This is a genomic window from Providencia sp. PROV004, assembly GCF_011045615.1.
In the GTDB taxonomy this organism is placed as follows: domain Bacteria; phylum Pseudomonadota; class Gammaproteobacteria; order Enterobacterales; family Enterobacteriaceae; genus Providencia; species Providencia rettgeri.
The window spans coordinates 4,127,635-4,144,618 of record NZ_CP042859.1 but is presented as its reverse complement, the minus strand read 5'-3'; the positions used below and the strand labels follow the sequence as shown (position 1 = coordinate 4,144,618).

The 16,984-nt window shown below is 41.7% G+C and carries 14 protein-coding genes; all 14 read left to right on the top strand.

Going from position 1 to position 16,984, the window contains the following annotated elements:
* Positions 1-3: 3 nt before the first annotated feature.
* Entirely contained in the window at positions 4-567 is a 564-nt protein-coding gene (locus FVA69_RS19095; RefSeq protein ID WP_004907651.1) for a fimbrial protein, read from the top strand.
* Between the two features lie 10 nt (positions 568-577).
* On the top strand, positions 578-2,248 hold the full coding sequence (locus FVA69_RS19090) for an O-antigen ligase family protein (RefSeq protein ID WP_109912782.1): 1,671 nt from the start codon (positions 578-580) through the stop codon (positions 2,246-2,248).
* Positions 2,249-2,358: 110 nt separating this feature from the next.
* Positions 2,359-2,556 carry a DUF4762 family protein gene (locus FVA69_RS19085; protein ID WP_004907658.1) on the top strand — a complete coding sequence of 66 codons (198 nt, stop codon included), beginning with the start codon at positions 2,359-2,361 and terminating at the stop codon, positions 2,554-2,556.
* Between the two features lie 79 nt (positions 2,557-2,635).
* On the top strand, positions 2,636-3,322 hold the full coding sequence (locus FVA69_RS19080; RefSeq protein ID WP_231136532.1) for a thiol:disulfide interchange protein DsbA/DsbL: 687 nt from the start codon (positions 2,636-2,638) through the stop codon (positions 3,320-3,322).
* Positions 3,319-4,275: an ABC transporter gene (locus FVA69_RS19075; RefSeq protein WP_110731620.1), complete on the top strand. Its 957-nt coding sequence runs from the start codon at positions 3,319-3,321 to the stop codon at positions 4,273-4,275. The genes FVA69_RS19080 and FVA69_RS19075 overlap by 4 nt, the downstream gene beginning before the upstream one ends.
* Before the next feature lie 6 nt (positions 4,276-4,281).
* Positions 4,282-6,486 (top strand): peptidase domain-containing ABC transporter, encoded by a 2,205-nt coding sequence (locus FVA69_RS19070; protein ID WP_109912779.1) that lies wholly within the window; start codon positions 4,282-4,284, stop codon positions 6,484-6,486.
* Positions 6,483-7,664 carry an efflux RND transporter periplasmic adaptor subunit gene (locus FVA69_RS19065; RefSeq protein ID WP_004907670.1) on the top strand — a complete coding sequence of 394 codons (1,182 nt, stop codon included), beginning with the start codon at positions 6,483-6,485 and terminating at the stop codon, positions 7,662-7,664. Before FVA69_RS19070 ends, FVA69_RS19065 begins: the two co-directional genes overlap by 4 nt.
* Positions 7,664-9,637 carry an ABC transporter permease gene (locus FVA69_RS19060; RefSeq protein ID WP_164529218.1) on the top strand — a complete coding sequence of 658 codons (1,974 nt, stop codon included), beginning with the start codon at positions 7,664-7,666 and terminating at the stop codon, positions 9,635-9,637. The genes FVA69_RS19065 and FVA69_RS19060 overlap by 1 nt, the downstream gene beginning before the upstream one ends.
* Positions 9,638-9,639: 2 nt before the next feature.
* A complete protein-coding gene (locus tag FVA69_RS19055; protein WP_164529375.1) occupies positions 9,640-11,052 on the top strand; it encodes an efflux transporter outer membrane subunit in 1,413 nt (470 codons plus the stop codon).
* A complete protein-coding gene (locus FVA69_RS19050; RefSeq protein ID WP_109912777.1) occupies positions 11,049-12,302 on the top strand; it encodes a beta-ketoacyl-[acyl-carrier-protein] synthase family protein in 1,254 nt (417 codons plus the stop codon). The genes FVA69_RS19055 and FVA69_RS19050 overlap by 4 nt, the downstream gene beginning before the upstream one ends.
* Complete coding sequence (locus FVA69_RS19045; protein WP_109912776.1) at positions 12,299-13,108, top strand: MaoC family dehydratase; 810 nt, start codon at positions 12,299-12,301, stop codon at positions 13,106-13,108. The genes FVA69_RS19050 and FVA69_RS19045 overlap by 4 nt, the downstream gene beginning before the upstream one ends.
* A 19-nt stretch (positions 13,109-13,127) precedes the next feature.
* A complete protein-coding gene (locus FVA69_RS19040; RefSeq protein WP_004907686.1) occupies positions 13,128-13,379 on the top strand; it encodes an acyl carrier protein in 252 nt (83 codons plus the stop codon).
* Position 13,380: 1 nt separating this feature from the next.
* On the top strand, positions 13,381-14,121 hold the full coding sequence (locus FVA69_RS19035) for an SDR family NAD(P)-dependent oxidoreductase (RefSeq protein WP_004907691.1): 741 nt from the start codon (positions 13,381-13,383) through the stop codon (positions 14,119-14,121).
* A gap of 409 nt (positions 14,122-14,530) precedes the next feature.
* Entirely contained in the window at positions 14,531-16,975 is a 2,445-nt protein-coding gene (locus FVA69_RS19030; protein WP_109912774.1) for a DMSO/selenate family reductase complex A subunit, read from the top strand.
* Positions 16,976-16,984: the final 9 nt, after the last annotated feature.

The window sequence follows — 16,984 nt, the reverse complement described above, 5'->3', positions numbered from 1 at the left end:
ATCATGCGAAATAATAATCAGATAAAGCGTAATAAATATTTATTGTCGATTGGCTTATATTTACTAATCTCAGGGTCGGTGAGTGCAAGTGTGATCCCGAGTAATATGGGAAGCTATTCATTCAGAGGCATGGTTGTTGCTACGCCATGTCAGATAGCGCCGGGAAGTGAGAAGGTCCCTGTTGATTTTCAACAAATTTCGGTTAAAGACCTTTATAAAGAAGGTAAGTCGAAACCTTTAATTTTCTCAATCCATTTAACGAATTGTAATACGACCATATTTAAATCGGTGACAGTGACTTTTAATGGAATTGAAAATAAAAATCTTCCTGACCATCTTGCGATTAGTGACCAAAGTGAGGCAAGCGGAATCGGTATTGGGTTATTAAACTTAAATGAAACACCCATAGAATTGAATACGCCATCATTAGCGCAAAATTTGGCAAAAAATGATACGGAAATTCAATTCAAGGCTTATGTCGAAGCTGAGCCAGAAGCGAGAATTAACGAAACGATTACCTATGGGAATTTTTATAGTACTGCATACTATACATTAAATTATCAATAACGAATGAAACATGATGTTTGCAATCAAAATTAAAGATAATAAAAAAGAAAGTTATCCATGGGTACTTTTAGTTTTTGTCGTTATATTTTTTGGCATTATATTGCATATTTATCTGCCGAATATGGGCGGAACAGGTTTGTCATTGCCATTCAATATAATTAGTGGTTTTTTTATTGCTTTTTTTATTGTGATGATTAGTATTACACAAATTAAAAATTTAACCTTATACTATTCTAAGTCGAGTAATTATATTACGATTGGGTTAGTCTTATTATTAGGCTTGTGTTTTTTTGCGCCAGAAAATTACCAGCTTAATGCGTACTTGACTGCGTATTGGTTATTGGGGGCGTTGTTTTTTTATCAAGCTTTATTGCAAATAAATATTTCAGAAACTGTATTGAAAATAATTGTTTGCAGTGTATTATTTGCTGCTATTATTGAGAGTCTATATTCAATAGCACAGGTTTTTAATTTTTTTCCGATATCAGGGGATAGGCCATATGGTGTATTCCAACAAGTTAATGTTCTTTCTAGTTTTATTTGTGTTGGTATTGCCAGTGCAATAGGCATGTTTATTTTAATGAGAACTGTCACACGGTATGCGTTTGCCATTATCATTGTGAGTCTCATTTTAATGAGCATGGTATTGCCATTGTCCCAATCATTAACTGGATATTTAAATTTATTATTAATTGTTATTGTTTTTTATTTTTTCGCAAAGTATCATCGTCAATATATTGTTTACTCTTTAATAGCGATTGTTATCGGTCTTATTATTGGCTATGGAATAAAAGTTAGTTTTAATATTTCTGACTTTTCTGAAAGTAAATTACAAACATCACATATTAGATGGGTGCTATGGCAACATAGTTTATATTTATTTAGCGAAAATATTTTATTTGGCTCTGGGGTTGGTAGTTTTGAATCTGTATTTTTAGAGCGTTTTGGTGGTGGTTTGCTAGGAACCAGTGAAAAGGTTATTTCACATCCACACAATGAGATATTGCGTTGGATGGTTGAAGGTGGGTTAGTTGGTATTGCGGCAATATTGTTAGTTATTATTGGTGGTGTGCATCTACTTTATTCTTCATTAAAAAATAAAAATAACAATTATGTTTTTTTAGTTATTGCGTTACCAATTGTTTTTCATATGATGACAGAGTTTCCATTGTGGCTATCCATACCTCATGGTGTGGTATTGATATTGTTAATACGTTGTGCCGATGTTCCAACTAAAAAATATTCATTGAATAAGTTTGTAGGGTATTTTTCGAAAACAATTATTGCGTTAGGTGGTTTGTTATCCATGGGGTTATTGTATTTTACTTTGCAAACACAGCAATATTTAACATATATAGAAAAAACAGGACAGCAGTATCTTCTTTCAATGAATGAGCCTGATTATAGTGAATGGAAATACTATTTAATCGATGACCGTTACAAATTGGATCTCAATATGGGGTATTTATTACGCTATAACGAGACACAAGACCCTTATTATTTGAATTTATTTTCATCTTGGGCAGAAAACTATTCGCGTTCTTGCCCAGATCTTAATGTTTATTTTTCTTGGATCCTTGTTTTAAATGAATTAGGTGAGAAAGAGAAAACAAAAAGCGTCAAAGAAAAAGCGATTTTTTTATTTGATAATAATGAGAAATTAGAAGGATTGAATTTTTAATTATTCATGCGGTAATTCGTGTGTTAATTAAAAATCTAAAGGATTTATTGGTGTTAATTATCAATAAATAGGGCGTTTTATTAATTAAAATCTATATTAAAGGAAATAACATGAAAAAGTTAAATGCTATCGAAGCTGCTGCTGTAGTTGGTGGAACAAAACAAGTTTGTACTAATTCTTACGAGAGCATCACTGTTGGTGGTGTTAAATCTTGCCAATTAGTGACCACTTGTACTGATAAGCACGGTAATAAAACATACAAAGCAAAAGCTGTTGGTGCATCAAACTGTGATGTAACAGCTCCATAGTATTAAATTTGATTTTTATTAATTGATACATGGGGAGCTATCCCCATGTATTTTTCGTACCGGAATGGAATTAACTGTTATGAATACTCGTTTTAAACCAATAACTATTACACTTTATACTCTATTTGTTATTATCGCTTCTTCACTCATGACGGTTTTGTTCTATCATATTTTTGTTTTTAATACTTTTTCAAATGATGATGCACAAAGCTCTTCTTTTATTGAATTTAATAGTGAACAAGTTTTATTGAGTCCAATAAAAGAAAATAACAGTATCATAGAAGTCCTTTCTTATGGTTGCCATTATTGTGCCGTAAATCATGATAATGTCAGTCAATTCGAAAAAACACTCCCTGAGAACGTCAACTTTAAAGTCGTGCATTTAGCCATGGATAATAATATGGGGCTTGCTGCCTATGCGCCTATTTTTGCGACATTGGAAGAGATGGGGGTGGAATCTCAATACCGTCAGGATCTTTATACCGCAGTTATCAATGATAAGCTTGATTTAGCTAATAAAGATGTCTTAAACCAATGGTTAAAACAGCACAATGTTGATTCAACCCAATACCTAAAAACCAGTGAGAGCCAAGCGGTTCAAGAACGCCTGAAAAACATGCTTGAAATTAGCAAGTTTTATCAAATTACTGGAACACCTGCATTTATTATCAATAAACGCTATGTCGTCTATCAAGACCGTGATTTTGCAGACTTTACTGCTTATATGCTTGAGTTATTAGACAAAAGCAATAAGGAGTTACGGTGATCCGGTTTTGCATTGTCTGGACGGTATTTACAGTGAAAAACTGTTTGATGCCGTTTAAAAAAGGATATCAAAAACTTAATCATAGTGGACTTGCCTTTTTACGGTTGTTATTGCGCCGAGGCTATATCACATCGGTATTATTTGTCTCCAATTTATTATGTCGCGTCGGCTTATTAGGTCGTCAATATCGTAATCGGAATAAAGTCGCCACGGAAAACTTTCGTAGTTTAATGGAAACGAAAGGGCATATTGATATGAGCTGGATAGCTGTTCGACGCTTCATTTTGGAAGAGGCAGCCACATGGGGACAAAACCAAAAAATCATGGCGCAAGTTCGAGTTTGTACCCTTGAACTTGATAGCGTCGTTGCGCCTTTGCACCAACAAAATAACCCCGTTGTACTTGCTCCATTGCATATGGTTTCTGATGTTTTAGCTACCATGGTTGGCGCGGGGGTGACTCCAGGCAATGCGACGGTGGTGGTTTCGTCGAGTGCAGAACAGCAGAAGTATAACGCCTCGGCACGTGAGTTAGGGCAGGTGAATTTATCGTATTGTTCTATTCATCAAGGGAATAAAGTATTAGCTAGCCAGTTAATGACTGCGATGACAGAAGCGGCGACAGGGCAAAAGAATATAATTGTTTTTCCTGATATCACCCCTGATTACACGGTTCAAACAGAAGAAGGGGCGTCGAGCAAATTATCGTGCCATTTATTTAACCGTGCAGCAAAGCTGCACAATGGTGTAGTGCGTTTATCCAGTGCGATTTCGGCACAGGTGGTTTTTTATCATCTGTACTACCAAAACGGTTTAAAAATCAAGGTTTATCCGCCTGTTGCAGCAAAAGATGTTGCAACTCAAATGCCCGCCATCATTGAAAATGCGGTTCGTCATTATCCCAATGATTGGCTTTTATGGCATAGCCATTCACTTTATTTTATTAGCCATTAAATAATAATGAAAAATATTATTCCAAATTTTGTTTCTCAAGAAGAAACCAATGAATGTGGCTTAGCATGTATTGCGATGTTAGCACAAACTCAAGGTCTCAATGTTTCTCTTGAAACGCTGCGAGAGGTGTATCCAGCATCGGATCATGGAACTTCTTTGATTGACCTTTCGTCCATTTTAGCTAATTACGGTGTTGCGACGACACCAGTGCTATTTGAGCACCAAGAGCTCAATAGCTTACCACTTCCCGCTATTTTACATTACGGAGCAAGCCATTTTGTACTGCTTGCTTATCGCAAAGGAAATAACGTGTGCGTGATGAACCCTGCAATTGGGCAGCAGTGGTTACCTTTCTCTGCATTAAAAGCGGAAATCAGCGGTTACGCATTAATTTTAGAACCAGATACTGCGCTGGAAAAAATTGAATCACTCGCACCAGAAGACAGAAATGATGGGACTACAGGGAAAAAAGCCCCTCATGCAATGAGTCTGAAAGAAACCTCAGAAATTCGTGGTGTTTATTGGTTGATGATATTCGCTTTTTTGGTTTCTTTAACGCTATTTTTAATGCCAGCAATGGTGAGCAATGCGATCAACCAAGCTTTTTCCGACGCTAAAAATGCCATTTTCCCTTACGGCTGGTTCATTGTTGCCTTTGTGGTTGCAACACTGTTAGCACTCGGCGTGAGAATACTAAGCGAGCGTTTCGTAAAACACTTTGTGTTGATTAAAAGCGGGGTGGGTTTTTCACGTTTATTGAGTAATCCATTGCGCTTTTTTGAAAAACGCGCCCCCGGGGATGTGTTTAGCCGTTTTGTTGCTTGGCAGGGGGCATTAACCGAAAAAATCGAGCTGGATAACGGGCTACGAACGGATTGGGTTATTTGTGCGATAGCATTAGGTACCATGTTTTGGATTGCGCCCGTATTAGCGGCTATTTCAGCTGCGGGTGTTACCGTGATGGGCTTAATTAGTGTATGGGCGATAATTCGTGATCGGTGGTATACCCAACAGTTACAGTTAAAATCAGCAGAATTAAATGACTTTTTTATGGAGACGCTGCAGGGCATTCTGACCATAAAAACAGCAGGGATAGAAAATCAGCGTAAGGCGCAATTTGCATGGTTAAGCCGTGAATTGTTTACCTGTATGCAACGCAGAAATGTGTATCAACAAATTAAAGATGGCATCTATCAATTAACCGGTAGTTTGGAGATGGTCATTTTTATGTTAGTGGTTTTACCCATGGTGGCCAATGAGTTAATTTCTTTGGGGGATTTCTTTGCTTATAGTTTCTTGCGTCAAATTTTCACCAATTATGTGACGCGTATTTTTTATGCGATTATCCATAAGTCGCAACTGCATATTATTGATACACGTGCCCATTCTTTATTCCCTAAGAAAAGTGAGCAGGACACCGCGCCATTCCACGAAAAACAAGCCGCAGTGCTAGGAAAAGCCCCTCACTTATCTTTCAATGGGATTCATTTTAGTTATGACCCTGCGAAACCGATTTTAAATAATGTGTCATTAGACTTACCTTCAGGTACGCAGGTTGCCATTGTTGGGGAGTCAGGAGCAGGAAAAAGCACATTATTACGGACAATCGCGGGTTTATTCAGTCCACAGCAAGGAGTATGCGAGTCCAACGGTGAGGTTGTCAGTGTGCAGCAGCTTACGCAATTGGTTTGCTTGCAAAGCCAAGAAGATATTTTATTTAATGCGACCGTCTTAGATAACATCACGCTATTTGACCCTAACTTCCGCGAAAAAGATAAAAAAAGAGTCGAAGTGTTGCTTGATAAACTGGCTCTCGGTGCAGTGATTAATCAATTACCTGGTGGGGTTAATGCGTTAATAAGAGAAAGCCATGCGGCGCTGTCACTTGGGCAACGTCAACGTTTGTTATTGGCTCGTTCGTTATACAGTGCCCGTCCTATTTTGTTATTGGATGAGCCCACCGCCAATTTGGATGAAGAAACGGCGAAAATAGTCATGGCGACCATTCAGTCACATTGCCAGAAAACAGGTAAGACATTGATTGTTGTCACTCACAGTGAAGAGCTGGCGGCTAATTTCGATGCACTTTACCGAATAGTTGATGGGAAATTAAGTCTTGAGAACAGCCCTAATAAAGCCCCTTGTGTGACAACAGGTACGCCTCAACCTGAACCTTCTTTGTTAGCGGCAATGGAAGGAACTCCCTCATGACCTCTCGCCACGTAGCACCAAAATTGGGTTTAACGACTCAACGATTACGCATTTTAGGTGGGTTGGTAGCACTACTTGTGCTGATCGTGGTGATCGGCCGTTTTGTTTGGCAATCACCCGCGCCAGCGTTGCATGAAAACGTAATTTTATCGGTGGAACGTGGCGATATTGAAAAAGTTGTCATGGTCACGGGGACATTAAAGCCCTCAATGCAAGTTAACGTAGGGGCTCAGGTTAACGGGCAAATCAAAAAACTGTATGTAAAACAAGGCGACAAAGTAGTTAAAGGGGAATTGTTGGCAGAAATCGACCCAACTATCCAGCAGTCTGAGCTCAAAAATGCAACCGCTCGGTTATCCAGTGCTCAGGCGCAAAAACGGGCTGCAGAAGCGACATTAATACAGTATATCAAAGCCTATCGGCGCCAAGTGGTGATGCAGAGAGATGGCTCTGGTATTCGCAGTGAATATGAACAAGCACAAGCCCAATATGAGGCGCAATTACAGCAGGTTAATGTCAATGAGGCGTTAATCACGCAATCAGAAATGGACGTGCAAACTGCACAAGCTAACCTCAATTTTACACGGATCATCGCGCCGATTAGTGGCGAAGTACTGGGTATTGTGGCGAACGAAGGGCAAACCATCGTTTCTTCACAGACAGCACCGACCATTTTAGTGCTGGCGAACCTAGATAAAATGCAGGTTCAGACACGAATTTCGGAAGCGGATATTCAAAAAATTCGCCCAGGTCAACCCCTCACATTCTATGTGATTGCGGACCCTGAAACGCACTACGAAAGTACCATGGGGTATGTTCAACCCATTCCTCCCGAAGCGCTTGATGAAAATAACAATAATTCTGGGGGGCAACAGAACAGTGCAATTTATTACAATGGAACATTTGAGGTCGATAACGCCGATCGTGCATTAAAGACATCAATGACAGCTCAAGTATTTATTCGTGTTGCACAAGCGAAAGATGCGTTACGACTCCCCGTTAGCGCACTGGGGCGAGCGGTAGGTGCAAACCAATATGAAGTGACCGTGATCAACAATGAAAAACCGGAAATTCGCACTATCAAAGTGGGGATTAATGATCGCCATTTCGTCGAAGTACTTGAGGGGATTAGCGAGGGTGAACACGTTGTTATTCAATCAGATAATGTGGCGAGTTAATGATGGCGACGACACGAAATGTATCTTTTACCCGCCCCCTGATTGAACTTCATCATGTTTACCGTGAGTTTTCAGCAGGTACGCAAACTATTCCTGTTTTGAATGATATTTCGCTATCAATTAACCAAGGAGAAATGGTCGCTATCATTGGCGCATCAGGTTCAGGTAAATCGACTCTGATGAATATCATTGGTTGTTTAGATAAGCCTTCTCAAGGAGAAGTGTTTATCAATGGGATTGCGGTTCATGAGGTGAACAGTGACCAACTGGCGGAATTACGTAGCCAATATCTTGGATTTATTTTTCAACGTTATCACCTGATGCCCTACCTGACTGCAGAGGAAAATATTGCTATCCCTGCTTTGTATACGGCAATGCCAGAAGATGAGCGGAGCGCACGAGTTGCTTTATTAGCAGAAAAGTTAGGGTTACAAACACGCTTGGATCACAAACCTTATCAGCTATCTGGTGGGCAACAGCAGCGTGTTAGTGTTTGTCGCGCCTTGGTCAATGGTGCACAAATAATTCTTGCAGATGAACCTACAGGGGCATTAGATAGCGCCAGTGGCCATGCATTGATGGATATTTTACATCAGCTTCATCTCGATGGGCACACTGTTGTGATTGTGACCCACGACCAAAATATCGCTCAGCAAACTCAGCGAATTATTGAAATTAGTGATGGAAAAATTGTTTCTGATAAGCAGAACCAAGCACAGACAGACACAAAACAACGGCACCAGCTTCCTGCTGTTGAAGATAATGGCCGTGCATCGGTGTGGCGCAATATTATTGAGTCCATTCGTATGGCATGGCGGGCCTTACTCGGTCATCGTATGCGTGCATTTTTGTCGATGTTGGGAATTATCATTGGTATTTCTTCTGTGGTGTCATCAATGGCCGTGGGGGAAGGTGCAAGACGCTCCATCATGGATGAAATCGGGAAGCTTGGTAGCACGACACTGGAAATTCGCCCCGGTACTGGGTGGGGGGCAAAGCGGCCTGATATGGAGCGTGCGTTATCGTTAAATGATGTTAAAAGCCTAAAGCAACTGCCATGGATTGAGTCTGTTTCTCCCGTCGCGAGTAGCATGACGATGGTCGTTAATAAAGGCTTGGATAACTCCATCATGCTTAATGGTGTTTCAGAAGAGTATTTTGCGGCACAAGGGTTTCAGCTTTTACATGGCAGTTTATTCAGTACGCTCGATATGGCTGACAGTGAGCCCGTTATTGTATTGGATGAAGGAAGCCGAGAAATACTTTTTCAGCCAGAAGAAGAACCGTTAGGGCAAATTGTGCAGATTGGCCATTCACCATGGCGAATTATTGGTATTGCCCGTAAACCGGGGCCCAAAATGTCGAGTGGCTTTGTTATGGGATGGGTACCTTACTCATCGTTACAGCAACGTGTGGTCGGGGACAAACCTATTGAGTTTATTTCACTGCGCTTCCCTGAAAGCTTAACCTCTCAGCAAGCTGAATTACAGGTTGAGCGTTTGTTATTACGCGAACATGGTAAAAAGGACTTTTTTATTCAGTCGGATGACCAACTCGCCAATGCATTACAAAAAACATCCGATTCTATGTCATTACTGATCACTTCGATTGCCGCTATTTCCTTATTGGTTGGCGGCGTTGGGGTGATGAATATCATGTTGGTTTCTGTAACGGAACGAACTCATGAAATCGGGATCCGCCTTTCCGTCGGTGCGCGTCCTCAAGATATTATGAACCAATTTCTGATAGAAGCTGTGATGATTTGCTCGCTTGGCGGCTTAATTGGTATTGTCGGTTCATGGTTAACGGGGTGGATTTTCTCTTATTTCACCACTGAATTTACGATGGTGTTTACTCTGTTCCCTGTTTTATTAGCGTGCGGTTTCTCTGCTTTAATTGGTTTGGTTTTTGGTTATTTTCCTGCCCGTCGAGCTGCCAAACTCAACCCAACGGAGGCATTGGCACGCGAATGAATATCAAATCACTTTATATTATTTCTGCTTTATTTTTGCTTAATGGCTGCGGCAGTTTTACGCGTACCGAATACCAACGCCCTGAACTCACATTGCCTCAGAAGTGGGATGATAAAATACGCCAATCTGGTGCGAATGACGTGATTACGTCAGTGCAGGGGGGGAATGTTGCTGGAAATTGGTGGGATAAGTTTAAAGATCCTCAACTATCCCAACTGATCAATCAGGTACTAGAAAATAATAATGACTTAGCTACCGCGGCAATTAAATTAAAGCTTGCGCGAAGTACTGCTGGGTTAGCAAATACCAATATAACCCCGGATTTCTCCCTTGGCGGCTCAGCAAGTAATACGAAATCCATTCGCCATGGCACTTCCCCTCAAGAAAGCTATAGCTCAAACCTAACCTTAAATTATGAAATCGATTTATGGGGAAAACTGGCACGTATTCGTGAAAAGAATGAGTGGGAAGCTATAGCAACCGAACAGGATTACCATGCAACAGCATTAGTGGTTATTAATACGACAGCACAATTATATTGGAATAATGCGCTGTTAAATCAACAGATTGATAACCTGATAGCAAGCCAAAAGATTGCAGAAAAAAGTCAGCAGCAAATTAAGTCATGGTATTTGGCAGGAAAAGTTAGCCAGCTGGATTTTTTACAATCACAGCAAACGGTGATTAGTCGAAAAAATGAATTGCGACGACTCATTAAAGAGCGTGATAGTTCCCGTAATGCATTAGCACTATTGTTAAACCGCCCTGCAGAGCAACATGTGCGTGAGCTTAGCGCACTTAATCGAAATCAACGGATTGAAATTCTTAACGCGACACCGTTGGCCGTATTAGCACAGCGGCCGGATATTCAAGCCGCCGAGTCACGTTTACGTTCCGCGCTTGCTGATTCTGACGCTGCTAAATTGAGCTTCTACCCGACACTGTCTTTGCAAGGTGCGCTTAATGCGGGTAGCCAGCTGTTTTCTCAATGGTTTAGTGACCCGACACGGGTTGTTGGGGGTTCGATTTCTTTGCCATTTATTCAGTGGAACACAGTGAAATTGACCATTGAACAATCCGACTTACAAGTGCAACAAGCTGCGGTGGCATTTCGTAGTGCGGCTTATACCGCCTTGTCAGAAGTCGATAATGCGATGGAGGCCCGTTTTGCCGCGGATGAAATTCGTCAGCAATTGCAGCAGTCATTATCACTTAGCCAGCAGCGACTAAAACTAACCAACAGCCGTTACAGAGCCGGTGCTGTGGATTATCAAACACTGCTTAATGCGCAAGATGACCTTTTAACTATTGAGAACTCATTAGCGCAAAATCAATACGATTATCTTTATGCAACGCTACAACTTTGGCTAGCACAAGGTGGCGGTAGCGCTCGACAGGAGGACAACCCATTATGAACCAAAAATCTCACTTTAAACGCGTTGTTGTCACAGGCTATGGGGCTGTCACTCCTCTGGGTGATACGGCTTCGGCATGTTGGCAAGCAATTATGGATAAAAAGCTCGGTTATCGTTACGTTGATAAAACCGCGCAAAATATCCACAGTCATTTTTTAGGGCTTATTGATAATGAACCTAGCTTAAAAGGGGTTCCCGCGGCTATTCGTCGTCGTTTACCACGCCATACGCGTTTAGCCTTGGGGGCAGCGCGGGAAGCCATGGATATGGCCTTCGCAGGCACGCCATTAACTGATTTTTATGACCCACTGATGTGCGGTGTCATTATGGGAACAGGATGGGCAGGGCTTGATGAAAGTTATATGTCAGTAAGTGAATTTGAAGCGACAGGGATGACCTCGCCTTTCAACTGTTTTTATGCAATGCCAAATGTGACAACGGCGGCTTGCAGCCAGTTTTGGAATTTGCGTGGATATCAAAATACCACCATCGCGGCTTGTGCGACAGGCACTATTGCGATTGGTGATGCTTTTGAAGCGATTCGTCATGGACGAGCCGATATGATGCTCGCTGGTGCAGGGGAGTCCTTGCGGACAGATTGTGCTGTATGGAATATCGATGTTCTTGGTGCTTTAACACGTGAAGCGGAAGACCCGACTCGTGCCAGTTGCCCATTTAGCGCAGATCGCAGTGGTTTTGTCCTTTCTGAAGGTGCGGCCGTGTTGTGTTTAGAAGAGCGTGAGAGCGCTATTTCTCGTGGCGCCACCATTTTGGGCGAGATTACAGGGTATGCGAATTTTTCTGATGCCTTTGATTTTACATCACCAGCAGAAGATTGTGTTGCCCGAGTGAAAACCATTGAAATGGCTTTACAACAAGCGGGAGCTGCTCCTGAATCTCTCGATTATATCAATGCCCATGGAACCTCAACGGCTCTTAATGACTTAAATGAAACAGAATCATTGAAAAAGGCATTAGGTGCGGCAGCTTACCAAGTCCCAATATCCAGTACGAAATCCTATACGGGACATTTAATTGCCGCTGCTGGCAGCTTTGAAACCATTATTTGCTTGCAAGCGATGGCGCATGGTGTGATGCCTGCAACTGCGAACTTGCACCACTCGGACCCGCAATGTGACCTCGATTATATCCCTAATGAACACCGCATTGGTGAAGTTAAGCGTGCATTAAACCTAAGTTTTGGTTTTGGTGGGGCAAATGCGGCACTGATTTTAGAGAAAGCGTCATGAGGACTTTACGCTATACCCTTGAGGATGCAAAACAGTGGGCCTCATTTTCTGGTGATGATAACCCGATTCATTTCGACCTTGAATGGGTCAAAGCAAAGGGTGGAGATCAACTGAGTGTGCATGGCATGCGTGCATTACTCGATGTGAAACAATTCGCGAGTGAATCATTAAATCATCCATTATTGGCTTCAAAAGAGGTTACCGCCCCTGAGTTTATCAAATGTGTTGTGCGACTGCGTAATCCCCTGTGGAACGATAAAGATTATCAATTAGTTGCACGAAATAAAGCGGGGTCTGTAGCTTTACTTTCTTCTGATACACAACAAAATTGCTTAACTTGCCAATTGTCGAACAGTCCTCCACCTGTATTACATGAAATCGCCAATGAGATAACGATTTCGGCCGCAGAGATGGTGAAATTGCAGTCAATATTTTCTCAGTTTTCCAACGAAATGTATGAATGGCAGTTTATTGACGCAGTTTTGTTCTGGTACTTAATTCATGATAGCTCGTTATTTGAACAACAAGAGATCGCACAATGGCTGCCGGTCGGCTCAACATTGAAAGATATTTTTTGCCGTTATCCTATCGTACAAACCCATCAAGAGGTGGTGTTTGACCGTGAACTTCTGACTAAATGGGTTCCTATCACCTCTCCTGAGCCTATTTACCTACGTATTTTGCCGGCCTTAGTGATCGCCGATAGTGAGAGTGGTCGATTAGTGAGTATTAGTATCGCTGCTCGTTACAGAGAAAAAATAATAAATAATTCAATAACATTGAAAGTTAATTCAATAACTCAATAAGAATGCAAGGATAAAACAAATGAGCCAATATCAAGAAATTTATACCAAAATTAGTGACATGATCTGTGACGCAAAAGATTTAGAAGCAGAAGAGCTGAATGCGGAGATGACTTTAGTCCAGTTAGAGTTCGATAGCTTAGATTATGTTGAACTTATGGTGCTGGTTAAACGTGACTTTAATGTTGCTTTAGATGCGGAATTTTTCCTAGAACATCCAGAAATTTCGGTGAAAGCGTTGTGTGAACATATTGATAAGGAGTCGAAATCTTAAAATGGCAAATAATCAATGGATACTCGTGACGGGAGGAAGCCGAGGAATTGGACTTGCACTGGTTAGCGAATTGCGACGCCATTGGAATGTGGTTTTTACTGGGCGTAGCGTTGATGGTGTTAATGAAACTCAAGCGAATCTTGAAAACCCCGATTTAGATACATGGGTGAAAGGATCCCCGTGTGATGGTAAAAATGAAGCCCAAGTTGATGCGCTTTCTAGCTCGTTATTGGAACAATTTGGAGCGCCTACGGCGATTATTCATAATGCAGGTATCACTAGGGATGCCTTACATATTCATCAAGATGCTGAAATCTGGCGAGACGTGCTAGAGAACAACGTCATTTCCGTGATGAATTGGCACCGTAAATTATTACCTGCCATGTTGATGGCGGGGAGTGGCTCAATCGTATTGATGTCATCAATTACTGGGTTAAAAGGCAATATTGGTCAAACAGCTTATGCGGCGAGTAAATCGGCGATGATGGGGTTGACGCGTTCATTGGCTCATGAAGTTGGGCGTTTTGGATTACGTGTGAATTGTATTGCTCCGGGGCTTATTGATAGTGATATGACCCGTGCAATGCCTGAAGCTAAATTAAAAGCTATGTGCCAAAACATCCCTTTACGTCGCTTAGGGCAACCTCAAGAAGTGGCAGAGCTAGTTGAATTTTTGATTGGTAATAACAGCCAGTACCTAACCGGGCAAACATTGGTCTTAGATGGTGGGTTAACGGCGTAATTGTCAGTTTTGAGTGCTGTTAAAAGAAAAAAGTCACTAGATAAGGTTAGTTTCTATGTTTCCCCTTAAACGCTTTAGTCAATTTTCGTTTAAGGGGATTTTTTATGGATAGAGACTCGGAAATAAATGAAAAACAGTAAACTCAAGTTAAAGAAGAATGGAATTATATTTATTTCAATTTAATTCATAATTAAATATTAAAAATAATTATTTTAATTTTAGTCTGGCTTGAATGACTCGATATAACGTATCAAAACCACACAATTTGTATTGGATTGTTGATCGTGCACAATGCCCTACCAAGCCTCAGCGATAGAATGGTCTTTGAGAGTAGATAAATAAATTAAAGATAAAAATAAATTTCAGAAAACCATTTTAAAACGCTGAAGCAATGTAAAGTGAGGCAGATATGAGTAAAGCATTATCTGAGGGAGTACTCCAATCGGAGATCAGCCGCAGGAAGCTAATGCAAACCAGTACCGTCGGGGGACTCGCACTTGCAAGTGGAGCGCTAAGTTTACCTTTTAATAGTGTTGCTAATACCAGTGAAACCGCATCCAAAACAACCATACCTGAAGAGAAAATAGTTTGGAGCGCATGTACTGTTAACTGTGGGAGTCGCTGCCCACTGCGTATGCATGTGGTTGATGGTGAAATCAAATATGTCGAAACCGATAATACCGGAGATGATGTTTACGGCAATAATCACCAAGTTAAAGCCTGTTTACGTGGTCGCTCAATGCGCCGTCGTGTCTATAACCCTGACCGCTTGAAATACCCAATGTTGCGCGTTGGGGCGCGTGGTGAAGGTAAATTCAAACAAATCAGTTGGGATGAAGCCTACGATCTAATCAGTGGTAACCTAAAACGAATTATTGCCGATTATGGTAATGAAGCAGTGTATTTGAACTATGGTACTGGCACATTAGGTGGCACAGTCGCACGTTCATGGCCGCCAGCGAATTCACCCATCGCCCGTTTGATGAACTGTATGGGCGGCTATTTAAACCATTACGGAACCTACAGTACGGCACAAATCAGCTGTGCAATGCCGTATACCTATGGTAGCGGAGCGGGTAATAGCGTTTCCGATATCGAAAACTCAAAGCTGGTGGTTCTCTTCGGTAACAACCCTGCAGAAACCCGTATGAGCGGTGGTGGGATTACTTATCAATTAGAACAAGCTCGTGAGCGTTCTAATGCAAGAATGATAGTGATCGACCCGCGTTATACTGATACAGCAGCAGGGCGTGAAGATGAGTGGATCCCAATCCGCCCAGGAACAGACGCCGCATTAGTGGCAGGGATCGCCCATGTGTTGATCACTGAAGATATGGTTGATCAACCCTTCTTAGACCAATATTGTGTAGGTTATGATGAGAAAACCCTGCCAGCAGATGCCCCGAAAAACAGCCACTATAAAGCGTATATTTTAGGCCAAGGGGATGATGGCGTAGAAAAAACACCACAATGGGCTGCGCAGATTACCGGTATTCCGGCTGATAAAATCATTAAACTCGCGCGTGAAATCGGTTCTGCAAAACCTGCGTATATTAGCCAAGGTTGGGGGCCGCAACGTCATTCGAATGGTGAACAAACCGCACGTGCGATTGCGATGTTACCGATTTTAACCGGTAATGTTGGCATCAATGGTGGTAATACAGGGGCTCGTGAAGGGAATTATGATATTCCATTTGAGCGGATGCCAACGTTAGAAAACCCAGTCAAAGCAAGCATTTCCGTATTTTTATGGACTGATGCAATAGAGCGCGGCCCAGAAATGACCGCAACTCATGATGGCGTACGCGGCAAAGATAAACTGGATGTTCCGATTAAGTTTATTTGGAACTACGCCAGCAACAGCTTAATTAATCAACACTCTGATATTAATAAAACGCATGACATTCTTCAGGATGATAAAAAATGCGAAATGATAGTAGTGATTGATAACCATATGACCGCCTCAGCGAAATATGCGGATTTAGTCCTACCAGATTGCACCGCCTCTGAACAAATGGATTTTTGTTTGGATGGTGCCGCCAGTAATATGGGGTATGTCATTTTCGCCAGCCAAGCTATCGAACCGCGTTTTGAGAGTAAAACAGTGTATGAAATGTGTACACAAATTGCGCGTCGCATGGGCGTTGAAGAGAAATTCACCGAAGGGCGAACCCAAGAAGAGTGGCTACGCCATTTGTATGAAATCTCACGACAAAAGTTACCTGAGCTACCTGATTTTGAGACATTCCAGCAGCAAGGAATTTATAAAAAAATGGACCCGCAAGGGCATTTTGTAGCACACAAAGCCTTCCGTGAAGACCCTATTGGTAATCCATTAAATACCCCGTCAGGAAAGATTGAGATCTATTCATCTCGCTTAGCGGATATTGCGAAAACATGGACTCTAGCGGAAGGTGATTTGATATCAGCACTTCCAATGTATTCCCCAGGCTTTGAAAGCCATGATGATAAGCTCACCGAAAAATACCCACTGCAATTGAGTGGTTTTCACTATAAATCACGAGTTCACTCCACCTACGGTAACGTTGATGTGATCAAGGCGGCTTGTTTACAAGAGATGTGGATCAACCCTATTGATGCAAAACGTCGCAATATTAAAGATGGCGACATGGTGCGAATTTACAACGATAGAGGGGAAGTACAGATCACTGCCAAAGTGACTCCACGCATCATCCCAGGCGTTGTCGCAATGGGGGAAGGGGCTTGGTACGCACCTGATGAAAACAAGGTAGACCATGGTGGTAGCCTAAACGTCCTGACCACTCAACGCCCGTCACCGTTAGCGAAAGGTAATCCGCAACACAGTAATTTGGTTGAAGTGGCAAGGGTATAGGGGGATAAA

Coding starts and splice junctions, on each gene's coding strand:
- FVA69_RS19035 (WP_004907691.1), top strand. CDS start 13,381: ATGGCAAATAATCAATGGATACTCGTGACGGGAGGAAGCCGAGGAATT.
- FVA69_RS19065 (WP_004907670.1), top strand. CDS start 6,483: ATGACCTCTCGCCACGTAGCACCAAAATTGGGTTTAACGACTCAACGA.
- FVA69_RS19095 (WP_004907651.1), top strand. CDS start 4: ATGCGAAATAATAATCAGATAAAGCGTAATAAATATTTATTGTCGATT.
- FVA69_RS19085 (WP_004907658.1), top strand. CDS start 2,359: ATGAAAAAGTTAAATGCTATCGAAGCTGCTGCTGTAGTTGGTGGAACA.
- FVA69_RS19090 (WP_109912782.1), top strand. CDS start 578: ATGATGTTTGCAATCAAAATTAAAGATAATAAAAAAGAAAGTTATCCA.
- FVA69_RS19070 (WP_109912779.1), top strand. CDS start 4,282: ATGAAAAATATTATTCCAAATTTTGTTTCTCAAGAAGAAACCAATGAA.
- FVA69_RS19045 (WP_109912776.1), top strand. CDS start 12,299: ATGAGGACTTTACGCTATACCCTTGAGGATGCAAAACAGTGGGCCTCA.
- FVA69_RS19080 (WP_231136532.1), top strand. CDS start 2,636: ATGAATACTCGTTTTAAACCAATAACTATTACACTTTATACTCTATTT.
- FVA69_RS19050 (WP_109912777.1), top strand. CDS start 11,049: ATGAACCAAAAATCTCACTTTAAACGCGTTGTTGTCACAGGCTATGGG.
- FVA69_RS19040 (WP_004907686.1), top strand. CDS start 13,128: ATGAGCCAATATCAAGAAATTTATACCAAAATTAGTGACATGATCTGT.
- FVA69_RS19030 (WP_109912774.1), top strand. CDS start 14,531: ATGAGTAAAGCATTATCTGAGGGAGTACTCCAATCGGAGATCAGCCGC.
- FVA69_RS19060 (WP_164529218.1), top strand. CDS start 7,664: ATGATGGCGACGACACGAAATGTATCTTTTACCCGCCCCCTGATTGAA.